General features: G+C 67.4%; 13 protein-coding genes. 7 read left to right on the top strand and 6 right to left on the bottom strand.

What is annotated here, in order from left to right; genetic code table 11:
- Positions 1-100: 100 nt before the first annotated feature.
- The 3 genes from QZM67_RS01690 to QZM67_RS01680 all read right to left on the bottom strand — a co-directional run bounded on the left by QZM67_RS01690 (position 101) and on the right by QZM67_RS01680 (position 3,295).
- A complete protein-coding gene (locus tag QZM67_RS01690) occupies positions 101-499 on the bottom strand; it encodes a DUF488 domain-containing protein (RefSeq protein WP_043183658.1) in 399 nt (132 codons plus the stop codon).
- Between the two features lie 162 nt (positions 500-661).
- Complete coding sequence (locus tag QZM67_RS01685) at positions 662-1,864, bottom strand: amino acid aminotransferase (RefSeq protein WP_043183657.1); 1,203 nt, start codon at positions 1,862-1,864, stop codon at positions 662-664.
- A gap of 45 nt (positions 1,865-1,909) precedes the next feature.
- Positions 1,910-3,295, bottom strand: coding sequence for an amino acid permease (locus QZM67_RS01680; protein WP_043183656.1), 1,386 nt, complete (start codon positions 3,293-3,295; stop codon positions 1,910-1,912).
- 317 nt (positions 3,296-3,612) lie between these two features.
- On the opposite strand from QZM67_RS01680, the gene QZM67_RS01675 reads away from it, so the two are divergent.
- Positions 3,613-4,086: an Lrp/AsnC family transcriptional regulator gene (locus QZM67_RS01675; protein ID WP_043183655.1), complete on the top strand. Its 474-nt coding sequence runs from the start codon at positions 3,613-3,615 to the stop codon at positions 4,084-4,086.
- Between the two features lie 30 nt (positions 4,087-4,116).
- Here the strand turns inward: QZM67_RS01675 and QZM67_RS01670 are convergent, their stop codons facing one another.
- Complete coding sequence (locus tag QZM67_RS01670; RefSeq protein WP_175024758.1) at positions 4,117-4,974, bottom strand: EamA family transporter; 858 nt, start codon at positions 4,972-4,974, stop codon at positions 4,117-4,119.
- A 403-nt stretch (positions 4,975-5,377) separates the two neighbouring features.
- On the opposite strand from QZM67_RS01670, the gene QZM67_RS01665 reads away from it, so the two are divergent.
- Complete coding sequence (locus QZM67_RS01665) at positions 5,378-7,048, top strand: phospholipase C (RefSeq protein ID WP_301800388.1); 1,671 nt, start codon at positions 5,378-5,380, stop codon at positions 7,046-7,048.
- Positions 7,049-7,142: 94 nt separating this feature from the next.
- Entirely contained in the window at positions 7,143-8,552 is a 1,410-nt protein-coding gene (locus QZM67_RS01660; protein WP_301800387.1) for a cytochrome-c peroxidase, read from the top strand.
- Between the two features lie 51 nt (positions 8,553-8,603).
- Here the strand turns inward: QZM67_RS01660 and QZM67_RS01655 are convergent, their stop codons facing one another.
- Positions 8,604-9,872 (bottom strand): glycosyltransferase, encoded by a 1,269-nt coding sequence (locus tag QZM67_RS01655; RefSeq protein ID WP_301800386.1) that lies wholly within the window; start codon positions 9,870-9,872, stop codon positions 8,604-8,606.
- Positions 9,873-10,250: 378 nt separating this feature from the next.
- On the opposite strand from QZM67_RS01655, the gene QZM67_RS01650 reads away from it, so the two are divergent.
- From QZM67_RS01650 to QZM67_RS01635, 4 genes are all read left to right on the top strand, one after another.
- Positions 10,251-10,961, top strand: coding sequence for a GntR family transcriptional regulator (locus tag QZM67_RS01650; RefSeq protein WP_301800385.1), 711 nt, complete (start codon positions 10,251-10,253; stop codon positions 10,959-10,961).
- A gap of 70 nt (positions 10,962-11,031) precedes the next feature.
- Complete coding sequence (locus QZM67_RS01645; RefSeq protein WP_301800384.1) at positions 11,032-11,838, top strand: SDR family oxidoreductase; 807 nt, start codon at positions 11,032-11,034, stop codon at positions 11,836-11,838.
- Positions 11,839-11,873: 35 nt separating this feature from the next.
- Positions 11,874-12,806, top strand: a complete 933-nt coding sequence (locus tag QZM67_RS01640) for a 3-keto-5-aminohexanoate cleavage protein (RefSeq protein ID WP_301800383.1) — start codon at positions 11,874-11,876, stop codon at positions 12,804-12,806.
- 222 nt (positions 12,807-13,028) lie between these two features.
- Complete coding sequence (locus tag QZM67_RS01635) at positions 13,029-14,357, top strand: MFS transporter (RefSeq protein WP_301800382.1); 1,329 nt, start codon at positions 13,029-13,031, stop codon at positions 14,355-14,357.
- A gap of 66 nt (positions 14,358-14,423) precedes the next feature.
- Here the strand turns inward: QZM67_RS01635 and QZM67_RS01630 are convergent, their stop codons facing one another.
- Positions 14,424-15,746, bottom strand: a complete 1,323-nt coding sequence (locus QZM67_RS01630) for a TIGR00366 family protein (protein ID WP_089453030.1) — start codon at positions 15,744-15,746, stop codon at positions 14,424-14,426.
- Positions 15,747-15,830 lie beyond the last annotated feature (84 nt).

Below are 15,830 nucleotides of genomic sequence, written 5' to 3'. Positions count from 1 at the left end.
GCGCCCGCGCGCTTGACCCACGTCAACCGGTTCGCTGCGCCGCACGATAACGACGCAGCAGCGTGCCGGCGCGGCTGCGCGACGCCGCTTCAAACCGCGTTCAGCCCGCGTCGGGCTCGATTGCCGCGCCGCGCTCCGCGAGCAGTTCGCGCAGCACGCTGCGGTGGCAATGGCGTTCGTCGTCGCAGTAACAGCCGATCGAGAACGCGGTGGTCGCCGACAGCGCCGCCAGCAGGTCGAGCACCTTCGACGCATCGCCATGCGCCATCTCCGCGCGGAAGTGACGCCGGAACGCGTTCCATTCGGCATCGGTTTCGGCGGCCTGCGCCTGTGCGACGAGCTCCGGGCTCGGCGACAGCGTCGGCAGCCATACATCATAGTAGTTGCGCGACGCGAATTCCGCCTTCGGCACGCCGCGCGGCGGCCGCCGCACCGTGCCGATCCGCAGGCCCTCGCCGGCCGCGCGCGGCGTGCCGAGCTGGATGATCCGGATGCCCATGTCGCTCCTTTCGAGTGATGTTCGATCCCGTGATCGTACCGCCGCGCCTGCCCCCGCGTCAGCCGGGCGACGCACCTTGCGGTCGCCCAACAAAAAACCGGCTGCCCCCTTGCGGGAGACAGCCGGTTCGGCCTGCCGCTGGCGCGCCGGAGCGCGCCGCGATCAGACGCCGCTCTTCAGCACCTTGCCGATTGCATCGGCGACGATGGCGACGTTCGAGTCGTTCAGGCCCGCCACGCACATCCGGCCCGAACGCAGGATGTACACGCCGTGCACTTCGCGCAGCGCGTCGACCTGCGATTCGGTCAGACCCGTGTACGTGAACATCCCGCGCTGCTTCACGTAGCGCGTCAGTGCCTCACCGCTGACGTGGTCGCGCAGGCCGTCATGGATCGACTGGCGCATCCGTGCGATGCGGCGGCACATCGCCGCCAGTTCCTCTTCCCACTGCTTGCGCAGCGCAGGCGTGCCGAGCACGGCTGCCACGACCTTCGCGCCGTAGGTTTGCGGGTTGCTGTAGTTCGAGCGCACGGCGCCGGCCAGCTGGCCGAGCACGCGGTCGGCCGCGGCGGGATCCTCGCAGACGACGCTCAGGCCGCCCACGCGCTCGCCGTACAGCGAGAAGTTCTTCGAGAACGAGTTCGCGACCAGCGCCGGCACGCCGCGGCGGGCCAGTTCGCGCACCGCGAAGGCGTCCGCGTCGAGGCCCGCGCCGAAGCCCTGGTACGCCATGTCGACGAACGGCAGCAGCCCGCGCGCCTCGATCACGTCGATCAGCTTCTCCCACTGGCCTTCGTCGAGGTCGACACCGGTCGGGTTATGGCAGCACGCGTGCAGCAGCACGATGCTGCGCGCCGGCAGCGCGTCGATCGCCGCGAGCATCGCGTCGAACTTCAGGCCGCCCGTCGCCTCGTCGTAGTACGGGTACGTGTTCACCGTGAAGCCGGCGCGCTCGAAGATGAAGCGGTGGTTTTCCCAGCTCGGATCGCTGAGCCATACCTGCGCATCCGGGAAGTAGCGCTTCAGGAAATCGGCGCCCACCTTCAGTGCGCCGGAGCCACCGAGCGTTTGCAGCGTCGCGATACGGCCGGCCGCGCGGGCCGGGTGATCGGCGCCGAACACGAGCGCCTGAACGGCGTCGCGATATGCGGCCAGGCCGACCATCGGCAGGTACGGCTTCGCGCTGCTGTCGCGCTGCAGCGCGGTTTCGGCTTCGCGCACGGCGCCCATTACCGGAATCCGGCCTTCGGCGTCGAAGTAGATGCCGATGCTCAGGTTGACCTTCTGGTCGCGCGGATCTTTCTGGAAGTTCTCGTTGAGCGTCAGGATCGGGTCGCCCGGGTACGCGTCGATGTGTTCGAACATGGCTATGTCGGTCTCGTTTGGAAGAATGATCGGTCGTGGCCTGCTTCAGCGTGCGGATGCGCTGTCGTGCACCGCATAGCCTGCATTCTTCTGACGGAAGCGATACCCGACCGCGAGCACCGCGAGCCATACCGGGATCAGGTACACCGACAGGCGGAGATCCGGCGTCAGGTACATCACGACGAGAATGCCGGCCATGAATGCCAGGCACAGGTAATTCGTGAAAGGATAGCCCAGACTGCGGAAGGAAGTCTCCTCCCCGGCCGCGCGCTTCGCCTGGCGGAACTTCAGGTGGATCAGGGTAATCATCGCCCAGTTGATGATCAGCGCCGACACGACGAGGCCCATCAGCACCTCGAATGCCTTGCCCGGCATGAAGTAGTTGATCAGCACGCACACGCCGGTCGCGAGCGCCGACGCGCCGAGCGCGGCGAGCGGAATGCCGCGCTTGTTCACCGAGCACAGCACCTTCGGCGCGTTACCCTGCTGCGCGAGGCCGAACAGCATCCGGCTGTTGCTGTACACGCCGCTGTTGTAGACCGACAGCGCGGCCGTCAGCACGACGACGTTCAGCACGTTCGCGACCACGTTGCTGCTCAGCGCATGGAAGATCAGCACGAACGGGCTGCCGCCGCTGACGACCTTTTCCCACGGATACAGCGACAGCAGCACAGCGAGTGCGCCGATGTAGAAAATCAGGATCCGGTAGATGACCTGGTTGGTCGCACGCGGAATGCTGCGCTTCGGATCATCGGCCTCGGCCGCGGTGATCCCGATCAGCTCCAGCCCGCCGAACGAGAACATGATCGCCGCCATCGACATCACGAGCCCCGACACGCCGTTCGGGAAGAAGCCGCCGTGCTGCCACAGGTTGCGCACGGTGGCCTCCGGCCCGGCGTGGCCGCTCGCGAGCAGCCAGCCGCCGAAGCCGATCATGCCGACGATTGCGGCAACCTTGATGATCGAGAACCAGAATTCCGTCTCGCCGTACGACTTCACGCTCGCCAGGTTGAGCAGGTTGATCGCGACGAAGAACACCAGCGCCGACACCCAGGTCGGCACGCCGGGCCACCAGTACTGCACGTAGATCCCGACGGCCGACAGCTCGGCCATGCTGACGAGGATGTACAGCACCCAGTAGTTCCAGCCGGACAGGAAGCCGGTGAAGTGGCCGACGTACTTGTTGGCGAAGTAGCTGAACGAGCCGGCGACAGGCTCGTCGACGACCATTTCGCCGAGCTGGCGCATGATGAAGAACGCAATGATGCCGGCCACCCCGTAGCCGAGCAGCACGGACGGGCCCGCCATCTTGATGGTCTGCGCGATGCCGAGGAACAGCCCCGTGCCGAGCGCGCCGCCGAGCGCAATCAGCTGGATGTGCCGGTTCTTCAGCCCGCGCTTCAGGCCGTCGCTCTCGTTTCCAGAAACCATGTCTTCTCCACTCTGTCCGCCTCCGCCTGAAGCGGTGCGGCGCGCCTCGGTGTGCCGGGCGCTGTTTTGCTGTGCCGGGGCCGTTCGTGGAGCCGCCGGGTTGGGGACTGCAATCTTCGCGTGGCGGCGCCCGAATCGTGTCGGCGTGCCCGCCAGACCGGCCGCCGACAGTCGCCGCGCCCGCATTGCTGCGTTCGCACACGAAAATCCGGCGTCAGTTTAGCGTCGCGACGACGAAATCGGGTTTCGTAACCCGTTCATGCAAACCCTACATTATGAGATAAGATTGCATCCAGGAGACAGATAAGGAAACAAAAATGCATGAACCGGTTCTAGATCGCCTCGATCGCCACTTGCTCTCGATCCTGCAGGAGAACGGCCGCGCGTCGAACCTCGATCTGGCGAAGGCCGTCGGCCTGTCGCCCGCGCAAACGCTGCGCCGCCACCGGCGGCTGGAGGAGATCGGCGCGATCCGTCGCTACGAAACCCGGCTGTGCCCCGACACGCTCGGTTTTGGCGTCACCGCTTTCGTGCACGTGACGATGGAGCGCGGGCATATCCGCGACCTGTCGAAGTTCCAGAAACTGGTGTCCGATCTCGCGCAGATCCAGGAGTGTTTTTCCGTGACGGGCGACATCGACTACGTGTTGAAGGTCGTCGCACACGACCTGAAGGGCTTGTCGCAGTTCCTGCTCGAGACGCTGATGCGAACGCCCGGTGTGAGCGGCGTGCATTCGAGCGTGTGCCTCGACGAGATCAAGTGCACGAGTGCGATGCCGGTCGAGGGCTGAAGCCGCGGGCCGCGCACCCCGCCGGCCCGCTCACCGCACCGCTTCAAACGCGCTGATCAGCAACGCCCCCGCCGCGATCACGATGCAGCCGGCCGCCCGGCGCGGCGTCAGCCGCTCGCCGAGATACACGCGAGCGATCAGCGCCGCGAACACCACGCTCGTTTCCCGCAGCGCCGACACCGGCCCCATCGGCGCGCGATCCATCGCCCAGATCACGATGCCGTACGCGAGCGCCGCGAACACGCCGCCGCATGCAGCCTTCGCCGTTTCGCCGACATCCTGCGTCAGCCGCAGCGGCCCCGCCCGCAGCCGGTAGTACGCGGCCATCATCGCGCCCGTCAGCACGAACATCCACGCGGTATAGCCGACCGTGTTGCCGCTTTCCCGCACGCCGATCCCGTCGACCACGCTGTAGGCCGCGATCGACACGCCGGTCGCGAACGCGGTCGGCAGCACCTGCATCATCCGGTGCTTCGCGCCGCGCCCGCGCTCCAGGCCGATCGCCATGATGCCCGCGCAGATCAGCACGAGCCCGGCTTGCGCGCCCGCATTCAGGTGCTCGCCCGCGAACGCCGCCGCGCCGAGCGTGACGAGCAGCGGCGCAGTGCCGCGCGCGACCGGATACGCGACGGTCAGGTCGCCGTGCTCGTATGCGCGCACCAGCAGCAGCGTGTACACGACGTGGAGCACGGCCGATGCGACGACATAAAGCCAGCTCGCGGGCGTGATCGGCGCGGCGGCCGGCAGGAACAGCAGCGCGAACAGCCCGATCGCGATCTGCAGCACCGTGGCCGACCGCAGCCGGTCGCCGCTGCTGCGGACGAGCGCGTTCCATGACGCATGCAGGAACGCCGCACACAGAACGGCAAACAAAACGGGGATCGGCACGATGAATACTCGCTGACGGTCGGCCACGCGAATTCGTCGCCGCAGGGTTTTCATCCTACGAATCCGTCATCCGATTGTCAAAAAGCCGGTGCCGCGTCGCATCGTGCGCAAACGGGGCAAAGGCGCCCTTTCGCCCGCCCCGCGCGGCATCCACGGCAGCGGCCCCGCGCGCCGCGGAATGTGACGCCAAGGTGGCATGCGGTCTGCCCCTTTCCTTTCTCTTTCGCACCGCATTCCGCCGTAATGAAATCGATACCGCAGCGCAATCGATGCGAAATCACTCCGTCCCCATATCTTCATACGCGACTGTTTCAATGCGCGTGCTCTCTCACGAGCTCCGCGCCGAACCGACACGGCGACGGGGCCGTTCTCCACCATCGAAGACCTTACCTGGAGTTTCCCGATGTTCCGTCAAGCCTTGCTCGTCACCGCCTGCGCTGCCGCAGCGCTGGCGCTGTTCGCCTGCGGCGGCAGCGATCCGACGTCGACGCCCGCCGTGTCGTCGCAGGATGCGCTGCAGACCGCCACGCCGATCAAGCACGTCGTCGTGATTTACGGTGAAAACATCTCGTTCGACCACTACTTCGGCACCTACCCGAACGCGACGAACCCGTCGGGCGAACCGGCGTTCAACGCGAAGTCCGGCACGCCGACGTCCAACGGCCTGACGGGCACGCTGCTCACCGCGAACCCGAACTTCACGAACACCGCCAACGGCACCGACGCGGCGAACCCGTTCCGCCTCGACCGTACGCAGGCCGCGACCGCCGACCAGAACCATGCGTACACGGCCGAGCAGCAGGCCGAGGACAACGGCCTCGCCGACCTGTTCCCGAAATACACCGGCAAGGGCTCGTCCGGCGGCGCCGGCGCGTTCGGCACGAAGGGCCAGGTGATGGGCTACTTCGACGGCAACACCGTGACCGCGCTGTGGAACTACGCGCAGCGCTTCGCGATGAGCGACAACACGTACACGACGTCGTACGGCCCGTCGACGCCGGGCGCGCTGAACGTCGTGTCGGGCCAGACCAACGGGATGCAGGTCGTCAAGACGTCCGCACAGCCGTCGACGCTCGCGAAAAGCTCGTACTACATCAATGACGGCCAGGGCGGCTTCACGATGATCAACGACGTCGATCCGGGCTACGACGTGTGCTCGAGCACGACCGACCAGGCGATGATGGCGGGCAAGAACATCGGCGACCTGCTGAACGGCGCGAAGATCACGTGGGGCGGCTTCATGGGCGGCTTCAACCTGTCGGCGACGAACGGCAACGGCACCACGGGCTGCGCCCGCAGCACGGTCGCTACCGCCGTGAACGCCGCGACGTCCGACTACATCCCGCACCACAACTGGTTCCAGTACTACGCGTCGACCGCGAACCCGCAGCACACGCGCCCGAGCTCGGTCGCAGCGATCGGCTCGAGCCTGCAGACCGACGGCAAGACCGCCGAACCCGCGAACCACCAGTACGACACGGACGACTTCTTCGCCGCCGTGAAGGCCGGCAACTTCCCGTCGGTCAGCTACCTGAAGGCCCCGGCCGCACAGGACGCGCACGCAGGCTATTCGGATCCGCTCGACGAGCAGGCGTTCGTGACGAAGGTCGTCAACTTCCTGCAGCAGCAGCCGGACTGGCAGAACACGGCCGTGATCGTCACCTATGACGACTCGGACGGCTGGTACGACCACGTGTACACGGCGCCGACGCGCGCGTCGTCGGACCCGGTCGACCAGGTCAACGGCAGCGGCAAGTGCGGCACGGGCGGCACCACCGGCGTGAACGGCGCGACCGTGAACGGCCGCTGCGGCCCGGGCGTGCGCATTCCGCTGATCGTGATCTCGCCGTACGCGAAGCAGAACTACGTCGACCACACGATGATCGACCAGTCGTCCGTCGTGCGCTTCATCGAGGACAACTGGCTCGGCGGCCAGCGCATCGGCGGCGGTTCGTTCGATGCAACGGCGGGCGACCTGCGCAGCCTGTTCGACTTCACGTCGAAGCCGAACACGACGCCGCTGTATCTCGACCCGACGCTCGGCACCGCATTGAGCGCGGCACCGGCGATCTGACCGGTACGTCGTGACCGCATGGCCGGCGCATCACGCGCCGGCCGTTTCCATTTATTGCGCCGCTTCGTGCGGCGCCCGATTTCCGACCGACAGCATGACAGCTCGCCCCGCGTTCCCGTCCCCCGACACCACCGGCACCCGCACGCCTTCCCGCCTCCTGCGCCGCGCGGCGTTCGTGATCGGCGCCGCCGTGCTCGGCTACGGTGCGTTCGCGATCGCGTTCCCCGCGCAGGTGCCCGCGGCGATCGGCACCGTCGTCGCCGACTGGACGGGCGCGAACCCGCATCCGGTCGTGCTGCAGCGGCCCGCCGCGCAGCCGCTGTCGGCGGTCGCACAGCTCGGCCGCGCGCTGTTCGCCGATCCGTCGCTGTCCGCATCGGGCAAGCAGTCGTGCGCGTCGTGCCACAGCCCCGATCATGCGTACGGCCCGCCCAACGCGCTCGACGTGCAGCCGGGCGGCCTCGCGATGACGCAGCAGGGCTATCGACCGCCGCCGTCGCTGATGTACCTGTACCGCCAGCCGAACTTCAGCATCGGCCCCGATGCCGGTGAAAACGACGCCGCACCGACCGTCGCGCAACAGGCCGCGTCGGCGGCCGGCGTCGTCAAGGCGCAGAAGGTGGCCGGCACGTCGGCCGCGCCGCAGCTCGTGCCGCAGGGCGGGATGTTCTGGGATGGCCGCGCCGATACGTTGCAGCAGCAGGCGTTCGGCCCGCTGCTGAATCCGGTCGAGATGGCGAATGCGAGCATCGACGACGTCGCGCACAAGCTCGCGCAGTCGTCGCACCGCGCGCAGCTCGAGCAACTGTTCGGCGCGCGCGTGTTCGACAGCCCGCAGCTCGCGGTGTCGGAAGCGATGTTCGCGATCGCGCGCTACCAGGTCGAGGATCCGTCGTTCCACCCGTACAACAGCAAGTACGACCGCTGGCTCGAAGGCCGTGCACGTCTCACGCAGGCCGAACTGCGCGGGCTGCGCCTGTTCAACGATCCGGACAAGGCGAATTGCGCGGGCTGCCACCTGTCGAAGCCCGGCAAGGACGGGCTGCCGCCGATGTTTACCGATTACCAGTACGAGGCGCTCGGCGCGCCGCGCAACCAGGAACTGGCGCAGAACCGCAACCCGGCGTTCTACGATCTCGGCGTGTGCGGGCCGTTCCGCGACGACCTGAAGGACCAGACGCAGTATTGCGCGATGTTCCTGACACCGACGCTGCGCAACGCGGCGACGCGCCACGTGTTCTTCCACAACGGCGTGTTCCACACGCTCGACCAGGTGATGGCGTTCTACAACGAGCGCAGCATCTCGCCGCAGAAGTTCTATTCGCGCGGCGCGGACGGGAAGATCGACGAGTACGACGACATCCCGCCGAAATATCGTGCGAACGTCGACGTGACCGATGCGCCGTTCGACCGCAAGCCTGGCGACAAGCCCGCGATGACGGCGCAGGATATCAAGGATATCGAAGCGTTCCTCGGCACGCTGAACGACGAGCCGGTGCGGTAAACCGCGCGCGCCCCGCGCATGGCGGGGCGCGTGGCACCCACGCGCCAGCGGTCAGCCGGCGCGCTGCACCCTCGTGTGCGCGTGCTGGCGAAGCTGGCCCGCCCGTTTCACGCGAATCGCATCGATGCATGCGTCGAGCCGCCGGTTGCTTTCCGCGATGCCGAAGCATGCTGCGCGATCGAACGAACGCGCGGCGAGATCCGCCCGCAGCACATCGTCGGACAGCAACTGCGCCATCGCATTGGCCAGCGCGTCGACGTCGCCGACCGACACCAGCAGCCCCGCGCGACCGTGATCGAGAATCTCGCGCGGCCCGGTCGGGCAGTCCGTCGACACGATCGCCTTGCCGAGCGCGAGCGCCTCGATCAGCACCATCGGCATCCCTTCGTTCTTCGAGCTCAGGACCAGAATCGACGCGCCCGCCATCAACGGATGCGGGTTGTCCATCTGCCCCATGAAATGCACCCGCGCACCGATGCCGAGCGCAGCCGCCAGACGTGTGAGCTCATCGCGGTGCGCGCCGTCGCCGGCCAGCACGAGATGCTCGGGCACGTCGCGCTGCGCGACGAGTTGCGCATACGCGCGCAGCAACGTGCGGTGATCTTTCTGGAGCTCGTCGAGACGTGCGACGGAGACGATGTACGGGACCCCGCCGGGCAGTGCCGGGCGCGGCGCCGTCGCGTTTGCGCGAATCGCGTCGATGTCGATGGCGTTGGGCAGGACCGTCACCTGTTGCAAGCGGTCGCCGAACATCCGGTCGGCTTCGTCGCCCATCTGCGGGTTCAGCGCGGCAATGCTGTCGTAGCGGCTGTACTGGTCGAGCAGGCGGCGCACGCGGCGGCCCTGGCCGCCGAGCCGTGCAACGAAGCTGAAGTGGTTGACGCCGATCCAGGCCACCCCGAACCGGCCGGCCAGGCGCCGCAGCGACAGGTCGTAGTCGACGATGACGTCCACGTTGCGCGCGAGTTCGGCAACGCGCCGCGCGATGTGAGGGCGCACCGCGAGCGCACCGTGAAGATCGCGCGCGATCCGGCCCGCCTTGCCGAGCTTGTGCGCGTGACGGCGATCCTGGAAGTAGCTCAGCCACTGCGGACGCACCAGGATCTCGATCGGGATGTCTGCCGGGATCAGCGCGCGAAAGCGCTGGGCCAGCATCGGCGACGCGTACGTAATCGACAGGACCGCGCGGAAACGCTGGCGGTCGAGGATCCGCAGCCACTGGATCAGGGACGATTCGATCCCGCCGTTGCCGAAATCGGTCACATGAAACAGGACCCGCACGCGCGTGTCCTCACCCTCGATATACCCCTGTTTATCCATGATTTTTCTTGGTACTGCGAATGTGATCCGTTGTTCGAAGGTATGCCAGGCTCGCTCTCGGCGCCTTTATAACATAGCGCCTTTCGCTCGCCAAGCAACGAACGGCTGACAGCCTGCAACGTTTGAATCTGTCCCGTGCAAGCGCCCCCGCCGCGGCTCCGCAGTCCCCAACCCGTAAGAAACAGTGTCGATTGCGGCCGCCCCATATCGAATGGCCTGGAACAAATGGAAGTCATGGCCGTACCGGTCAGCCAGCCCTTCGCCTGCCCCCTCGTTTTCCCCGATCCCGTTCGCCTTGACTCCACGCCCTCCCGCGACCACACTTCGCACATCGCAAGTGTGATCACAGATCGCAGATCAAACCCAGGAGAACCCGCCTTGGCGCCACGTATCGTCCCGCCCGCCCTCAAAGCCATCGAACAGGAAACGATGGCCGACAAGGTCTACCAGCAACTGCGCGAAGCGCTGATGAGCGGCCGTTTCGCGCCCGGACAGGCGTTGAGCCTGCGCAGCGTCGCGGAGGCGGTCGGTTCGTCGACGATGCCCGTGCGTGCCGCGCTCACGCGGCTGCGCGCCGAACGCGCACTGGTCGACGGCCCGAACCGCGCGCTCGTCGTGCCGCCGATGACGCTCGACATGCTCGACGAACTGCGCGACGTGCGAATCGCGCTCGAAGGCTGCATTGCCGAACGCGCATGCGCCCGAATGACCGATGCGCAGATCGCCGGCGTGCGCAAGACCTGCGAGACGATGCAGGCACACGTCGAGGCCGGCCGGTCGCGCGCTTACCTGCAAAGCAACTTCGCCTTCCACAGCGCGATCTACGCACACGGCGCGAGCGAAAGCACGCTCGCGATCGTCGAGAACCTGTGGATGCGCGTCGGGCCGTTCCTCAACATGGTCGCGCTCGACATCCCGCATATGCGGCGCTCGATGGATGCGCACCGTGCGATCGTCGATGCGCTCGAGCGGCGCGACGGCACGGGCGTACGGGCCGGCATCGCACTCGACATCGGCGGTGCCGCGCACGACCTTGCCGAGACGCTGCGTGCCGAACAGACCCCGCGCACCGCGAACGCGAAGCCATAGCGGCCGCTTGCCGCGATCGCCGATCGCGGGCGGCCGCATCCGACAACATCAACGATGGAGACAACCCGGCATGACAGCTTCCGACCTGCTGAAACCCTATGACGGCCTGCGCGTCCTCGTGACGGGCGGTGCCTCGGGCATCGGTCTCGACATCGCGGACGCGTTCGCGGAGTGCGGCGCGCGTGTGCATGTCTGCGACGCGTCGCAGGCCGCGATCGCCGCGCTCGCCGACCGGCCGCCGCGCGCCGGAGCAAGCGCGATCGGTGCGACGCTGGCCGACGTATCCGATCCGGCTGCCGTCGCACGGGTGTTCGACGACGTATCGGCCACGCTCGGCGGCCTCGACGTACTCGTCAACAACGCTGGCATCGCCGGCCCGACCGGCGGCATCGACGAAATCGATCCCGCGCAGTGGGAGCAGACGGTCGCGATCAACCTGAACGCGCAGTTCCAGTTTGCGCGCCGCGCGGTGCCGCTTCTGCGCGAATCGAAACACGGCGGCGCCATCATCGCGCTGTCGTCGGTGGCGGGTCGGCTCGGATATGCGTTCCGCACACCCTACGCGGCGACCAAGTGGGCCGTGGTCGGCCTCGTGAAAAGCCTCGCGATCGAACTCGGGCCGCTCGGCATCCGCGTGAACGCGATCCAGCCCGGCATCGTGCGGGGCCCCCGGATGCGCCGCGTGATCGATGCGCGCGCGCAGCAGCTCGGCGTCAGTTACGACGAGATGGAAAAGCGCTATCTGGAGAAGATCTCGCTGCGGCGCATGACCGATCCGGCCGAGATCGCCGCGACCGCACTGTTCCTGTGCTCGCCCGGCGGACACGGGATCACCGGACAGGCGATCTCCGTCTGCGGCAACGTCGAAGTGCTCTGACGCCTCCTGCATCGCTCACCGAAGGGATTCCCTCCATGGCAAACGCTCGCAAAGTCATCATCACCTGTGCGCCGACCGGCGCGATCCATACGCCTTCGATGTCGCCGTACCTGCCCGTGACGCCGCACGAGATCGAGACGGCCGCCGTCGCGGCTGCCCGGGCCGGCGCGGCGATCCTGCACCTGCACGCCCGCAATCCGTCCGACGGCAAGCCGACCCAGAATCCTGCCGTGTTCGCCGAATTCCTGCCGCGCATCAAGGCGCAGACGGATGCCGTGATCAACCTGACGTCGGGCGGCAGCCCGCACATGACGGTCGACGAGCGGCTGCAGCCTGCGCTGCATTTCCAGCCCGAGGTCGCGTCGCTGAACATGGGTTCGATGAACTTCGGGCTGTACCCGATGCTCGAGCGCTTCCGCGAGCTGAAGCATCCGTGGGAACGCGAACATCTGGAGAAGAGCCGCGACCTCGTGTTCAAGAACACCTTCGCCGACATCGAAACGATCCTCACGCGCTGCGGCGCGAACGGCACGCGTTTCGAATTCGAGTGCTACGACATCTCGCACCTGTACAACCTCGCGCATTTCGTCGACCGCGGACTCGCGAAGCCGCCGTTCTTCGTGCAAAGCGTGTTCGGCCTGCTCGGCGGGATCGGTGCGCACCCGGAAGACCTGATGCACATGCGCCGCACGGCCGACCGCCTGTTCGGCGCCGACTACGTCTGGTCGATCCTCGGTGCCGGCCGCAACCAGATTCCGCTCGCGACGATCGGCGCCGCGCAGGGCGCGAACGTGCGCGTCGGGCTCGAGGATTCGCTGTGGATCGCGCCCGGCCAGCTCGCGGAATCGAGCGCCGCGCAGGTACTGAAGATGCGGCAGGTGCTCGAAGGCCTGTCGCTGGACATCGCGACGCCGGCCGAGGCGCGCGCGATGCTCGCACTCAAGGGGGGCGACGCGGTGAATTTCTGATCGCCGCTTCGCGACCCAACACCAGGACCCGCAAGCGCAGTGACAAGGCGCCGGTCGCAGCCGGCCGGCGCCAGGACGCCCATCATCGCCCCGCTCCGTTCGAGCGCCGCCGGCGCGGCTCCGTCGTCTGCCCATCCGCTGCGCACGTCGCAGCGGCATCTGCCGAACGCGGCGCGCCGTGCTTGCCGCGCGCGCCGGTTCGCCCTTACCGGAGTCGTCCGCATGTCCACACATCAAGCCCAGGCCCTGCCGTCCGCCACCGGCGACGCAAGCGCGTCGCTGAACCGGCTGCTGTTCCGCAAACTGATGCCGCTGCTGATCGCCGCCTACGTGATCAGTTTCCTCGACCGCACCAACATCGCGTTCGCCAAACACTCGATGGGCGTCGATCTCGGCATTTCATCGGCCGCGTACGGGCTCGGCGCGGGCCTGTTCTTCCTGACCTATGCGCTCTTCGAGATCCCGAGCAATCTGGTCATGCATCGCGTCGGCGCGCGCTTCTGGATCACGCGCATCATGATCACCTGGGGCGCACTGTCGGTCGCCATGGCGTTCGTCCGCGGCGAAACGTCGTTCTACGTGATGCGCCTGCTGCTCGGTGCCGCCGAGGCCGGCCTGTTTCCCGGCGTGATGCTGTACCTGACGTACTGGTTCGGCCGCGAAGAGCGGGCGCGCGCAACCGGCTACTTCCTGCTCGGCGTGTGCATCGCCAACATCGTCGGCGGGCCGCTGGCCGGCGCGTTGATCGAACTCGACGGCACGCTCGGCTTCCACGGCTGGCAATGGCTGTTCGTCGTCGAAGGCATCCCGGCGATCCTGCTCGCGTTCGTCGTGTGGACGCGCTTGCCGGACCGCCCGAGCGCCGCGCCATGGCTCTCCGCGGAAACCGGCCGTGCGCTCGAGCGCACGCTGGCCGCGGAACAGGATGCGGGCGTCGCCGCGCACGGCGGCCATGCGTTCGGTTCCGCGCTGCGCGATCCGCAGATCTGGCTCGCGATCTTCGTGTACTTCTGCCATCAACTGACGATCTACACGGTGATCTTCTTCCTGCCGGGCATCATCGGCGCGTCGGGGCGCTTCTCGCCGTTCGCAGTCGGATTGCTGACCGCACTACCGTGGCTCGCCGCAGCGATCGGGGCCGGGACCCTGCCGCGCTTCGCGCGAGAGTCGCGGCATTCACGGCGGATGCTGTGCGCGGGGCTGGTCGTGATGGCGGCCGGAATGGTCGGCGCCGCGCATGTGTCGCCTGTCGCCGGGCTTGCCTGCGTGTGCGTGGCCGCGTCGATGTTCTTCGTCGTGCAATCGATCGTGTTCACCTTTCCCGCGTCGCGGCTCGCCGGCAGCGCGCTGGCCGGCGGGCTCGGGCTCGTGAATACGTGCGGGTTGCTCGGCGGCTTCGTCGGGCCGACCGTCGTCGGCGCGATCGAACAGGCCACCGGCAATGCGAAGAACGGGCTGACGCTGCTGGCGGCCGCGCTCGTCGTCGCGGCGTTTGCGAGCATGGCGCTGCGTCATGGGCACGAGCATGCCGACGCGCGGTCGCACGGTTGACCGCCCGCGCCATTCAAGCCGGCGCGATGCGCGCGTCAAACGCCGCCCGCATCGCGCCCTACTGCGTCAGAACAGATACATCCCCGCAATGAAGACGACGCCCGAGAACAGCAGCGTCGTCACGCAATACCCCATGATGTCGCGCACGCCGAGCCCGGCGATCGCCAGCGCGGGCAGCGCCCAGAACGGCTGCGCCATGTTGGTCCACGCCTCGCCGTACGCGATCGCCATCGCGGCCTTGCCGAGATCGGCGCCGAGCGCTTGAGCCGCCGGCATCACGAACGGGCCCTGCACGACCCAGTGGCCGCCGCCGGACGGCACCGCAAAGTTGATCACGGCCGAGCTCAGGAACGCGAGCAGCGGGAACGTGTGCACGTTCGCGATATCGACGAACCACTTCGTGATCACGCCCGCGAGCCCCGAGTGATCCATCAGCGCCTGGATGCCCGCATAGAACGGGAACTGGATCATGATCCCCGACGCGCCGCGCGCCGCGCCGGCCACCGCGCGCGCATAGGCCATCGGCGTCCGGTGCAGCAGGATGCCGGCCGCGAGGAATGCGAGGTTCACGGTGTCGATGTCGAGCGCGAAGCCCTTCTGCACGAACTTCAGCACGAGGAACGCCGCGCACAGCGCCGCGACGAGGACCGACAATGCGCGGCTCTCCTCCATCCGCTCCGCGAACGTCGCGTCGGGCCCGAGCTGGCGCTCGACGCTCGGCGGTTCGGCGAGCAGCGCCGGATCGACGCTGACGACGTCGCCGGGCTTCGGCATCATCATGCGCGCGAGAAACGGCAGCATCACGATCAGGCCGATCGTGATGAACGCGTTGTAACCGGTGAAGATCGTCTGCGACACGGGAATCAGCCCGATGGTCTTCTCCATCGGATTGCCCTTCGTGGCCGCGACGAGCGGCACCGAACCCGACAATCCGCCGTGCCAGCTCAGGAAGCCCATGTATGCGGACGCCACGAGCAGCCGGTAATCGCTGCCGGCGACACGGCGCGCCACTTCGCGCGCGAGCATGGCGCCGAGCACGAGGCCGAAGCCCCAGTTGATCGCGCAGGCGAGCGCGCCGACGAACGCAACGAGCATCACGCCCTGCCCCGGCGTGCGTGCGGTGCTCGCGAGTGCGACGAGCATGCGCTTCACGGGCGGCGAACTCGCGAGTGCGTGGCCGGTGACGAGAATCATCACCATCTGCATCGAGAACGCGAGCAGGTTCCAGAAACCCGAACCCCACATCGTCGTGAGCTGCGCGGGCGTATTCGGCGTCAGGCCGAACGCGAGCGCAAACGTGACGATCGTCAGCAGGATCGCGAAAATCAACGGGTCGGGCAACACGCGGTGAACCACCTGCGTGAAAAAGCGGGAAATGCGCTGAATCAACTTGAGCTCCTCGTTTCCTGATAGGGACGTCCGCGCGTGTCGTTGTTGGTTGAGGCGCGGAAACGCGCGGATTCTTGCACAGAA

Source organism: Burkholderia sp. AU45251 (genome assembly GCF_030482905.1).
Lineage (GTDB): Bacteria > Pseudomonadota > Gammaproteobacteria > Burkholderiales > Burkholderiaceae > Burkholderia > Burkholderia aenigmatica.
The sequence above is the reverse complement of the archived record's forward strand: the minus strand, read 5'-3'. Positions and strand labels throughout refer to the sequence as shown.

What these genes read in the sequence shown, in the direction of transcription:
- QZM67_RS01680 (WP_043183656.1), bottom strand. Translation starts at nt 3,295, where the DNA reads ATGGTTTCTGGAAACGAGAGCGACGGCCTGAAGCGCGGGCTGAAGAAC.
- QZM67_RS01675 (WP_043183655.1), top strand. Translation starts at nt 3,613, where the DNA reads ATGCATGAACCGGTTCTAGATCGCCTCGATCGCCACTTGCTCTCGATC.
- QZM67_RS01635 (WP_301800382.1), top strand. Translation starts at nt 13,029, where the DNA reads ATGTCCACACATCAAGCCCAGGCCCTGCCGTCCGCCACCGGCGACGCA.
- QZM67_RS01690 (WP_043183658.1), bottom strand. Translation starts at nt 499, where the DNA reads ATGGGCATCCGGATCATCCAGCTCGGCACGCCGCGCGCGGCCGGCGAG.
- QZM67_RS01640 (WP_301800383.1), top strand. Translation starts at nt 11,874, where the DNA reads ATGGCAAACGCTCGCAAAGTCATCATCACCTGTGCGCCGACCGGCGCG.
- QZM67_RS01665 (WP_301800388.1), top strand. Translation starts at nt 5,378, where the DNA reads ATGTTCCGTCAAGCCTTGCTCGTCACCGCCTGCGCTGCCGCAGCGCTG.
- QZM67_RS01655 (WP_301800386.1), bottom strand. Translation starts at nt 9,872, where the DNA reads ATGGATAAACAGGGGTATATCGAGGGTGAGGACACGCGCGTGCGGGTC.
- QZM67_RS01660 (WP_301800387.1), top strand. Translation starts at nt 7,143, where the DNA reads ATGACAGCTCGCCCCGCGTTCCCGTCCCCCGACACCACCGGCACCCGC.
- QZM67_RS01645 (WP_301800384.1), top strand. Translation starts at nt 11,032, where the DNA reads ATGACAGCTTCCGACCTGCTGAAACCCTATGACGGCCTGCGCGTCCTC.
- QZM67_RS01685 (WP_043183657.1), bottom strand. Translation starts at nt 1,864, where the DNA reads ATGTTCGAACACATCGACGCGTACCCGGGCGACCCGATCCTGACGCTC.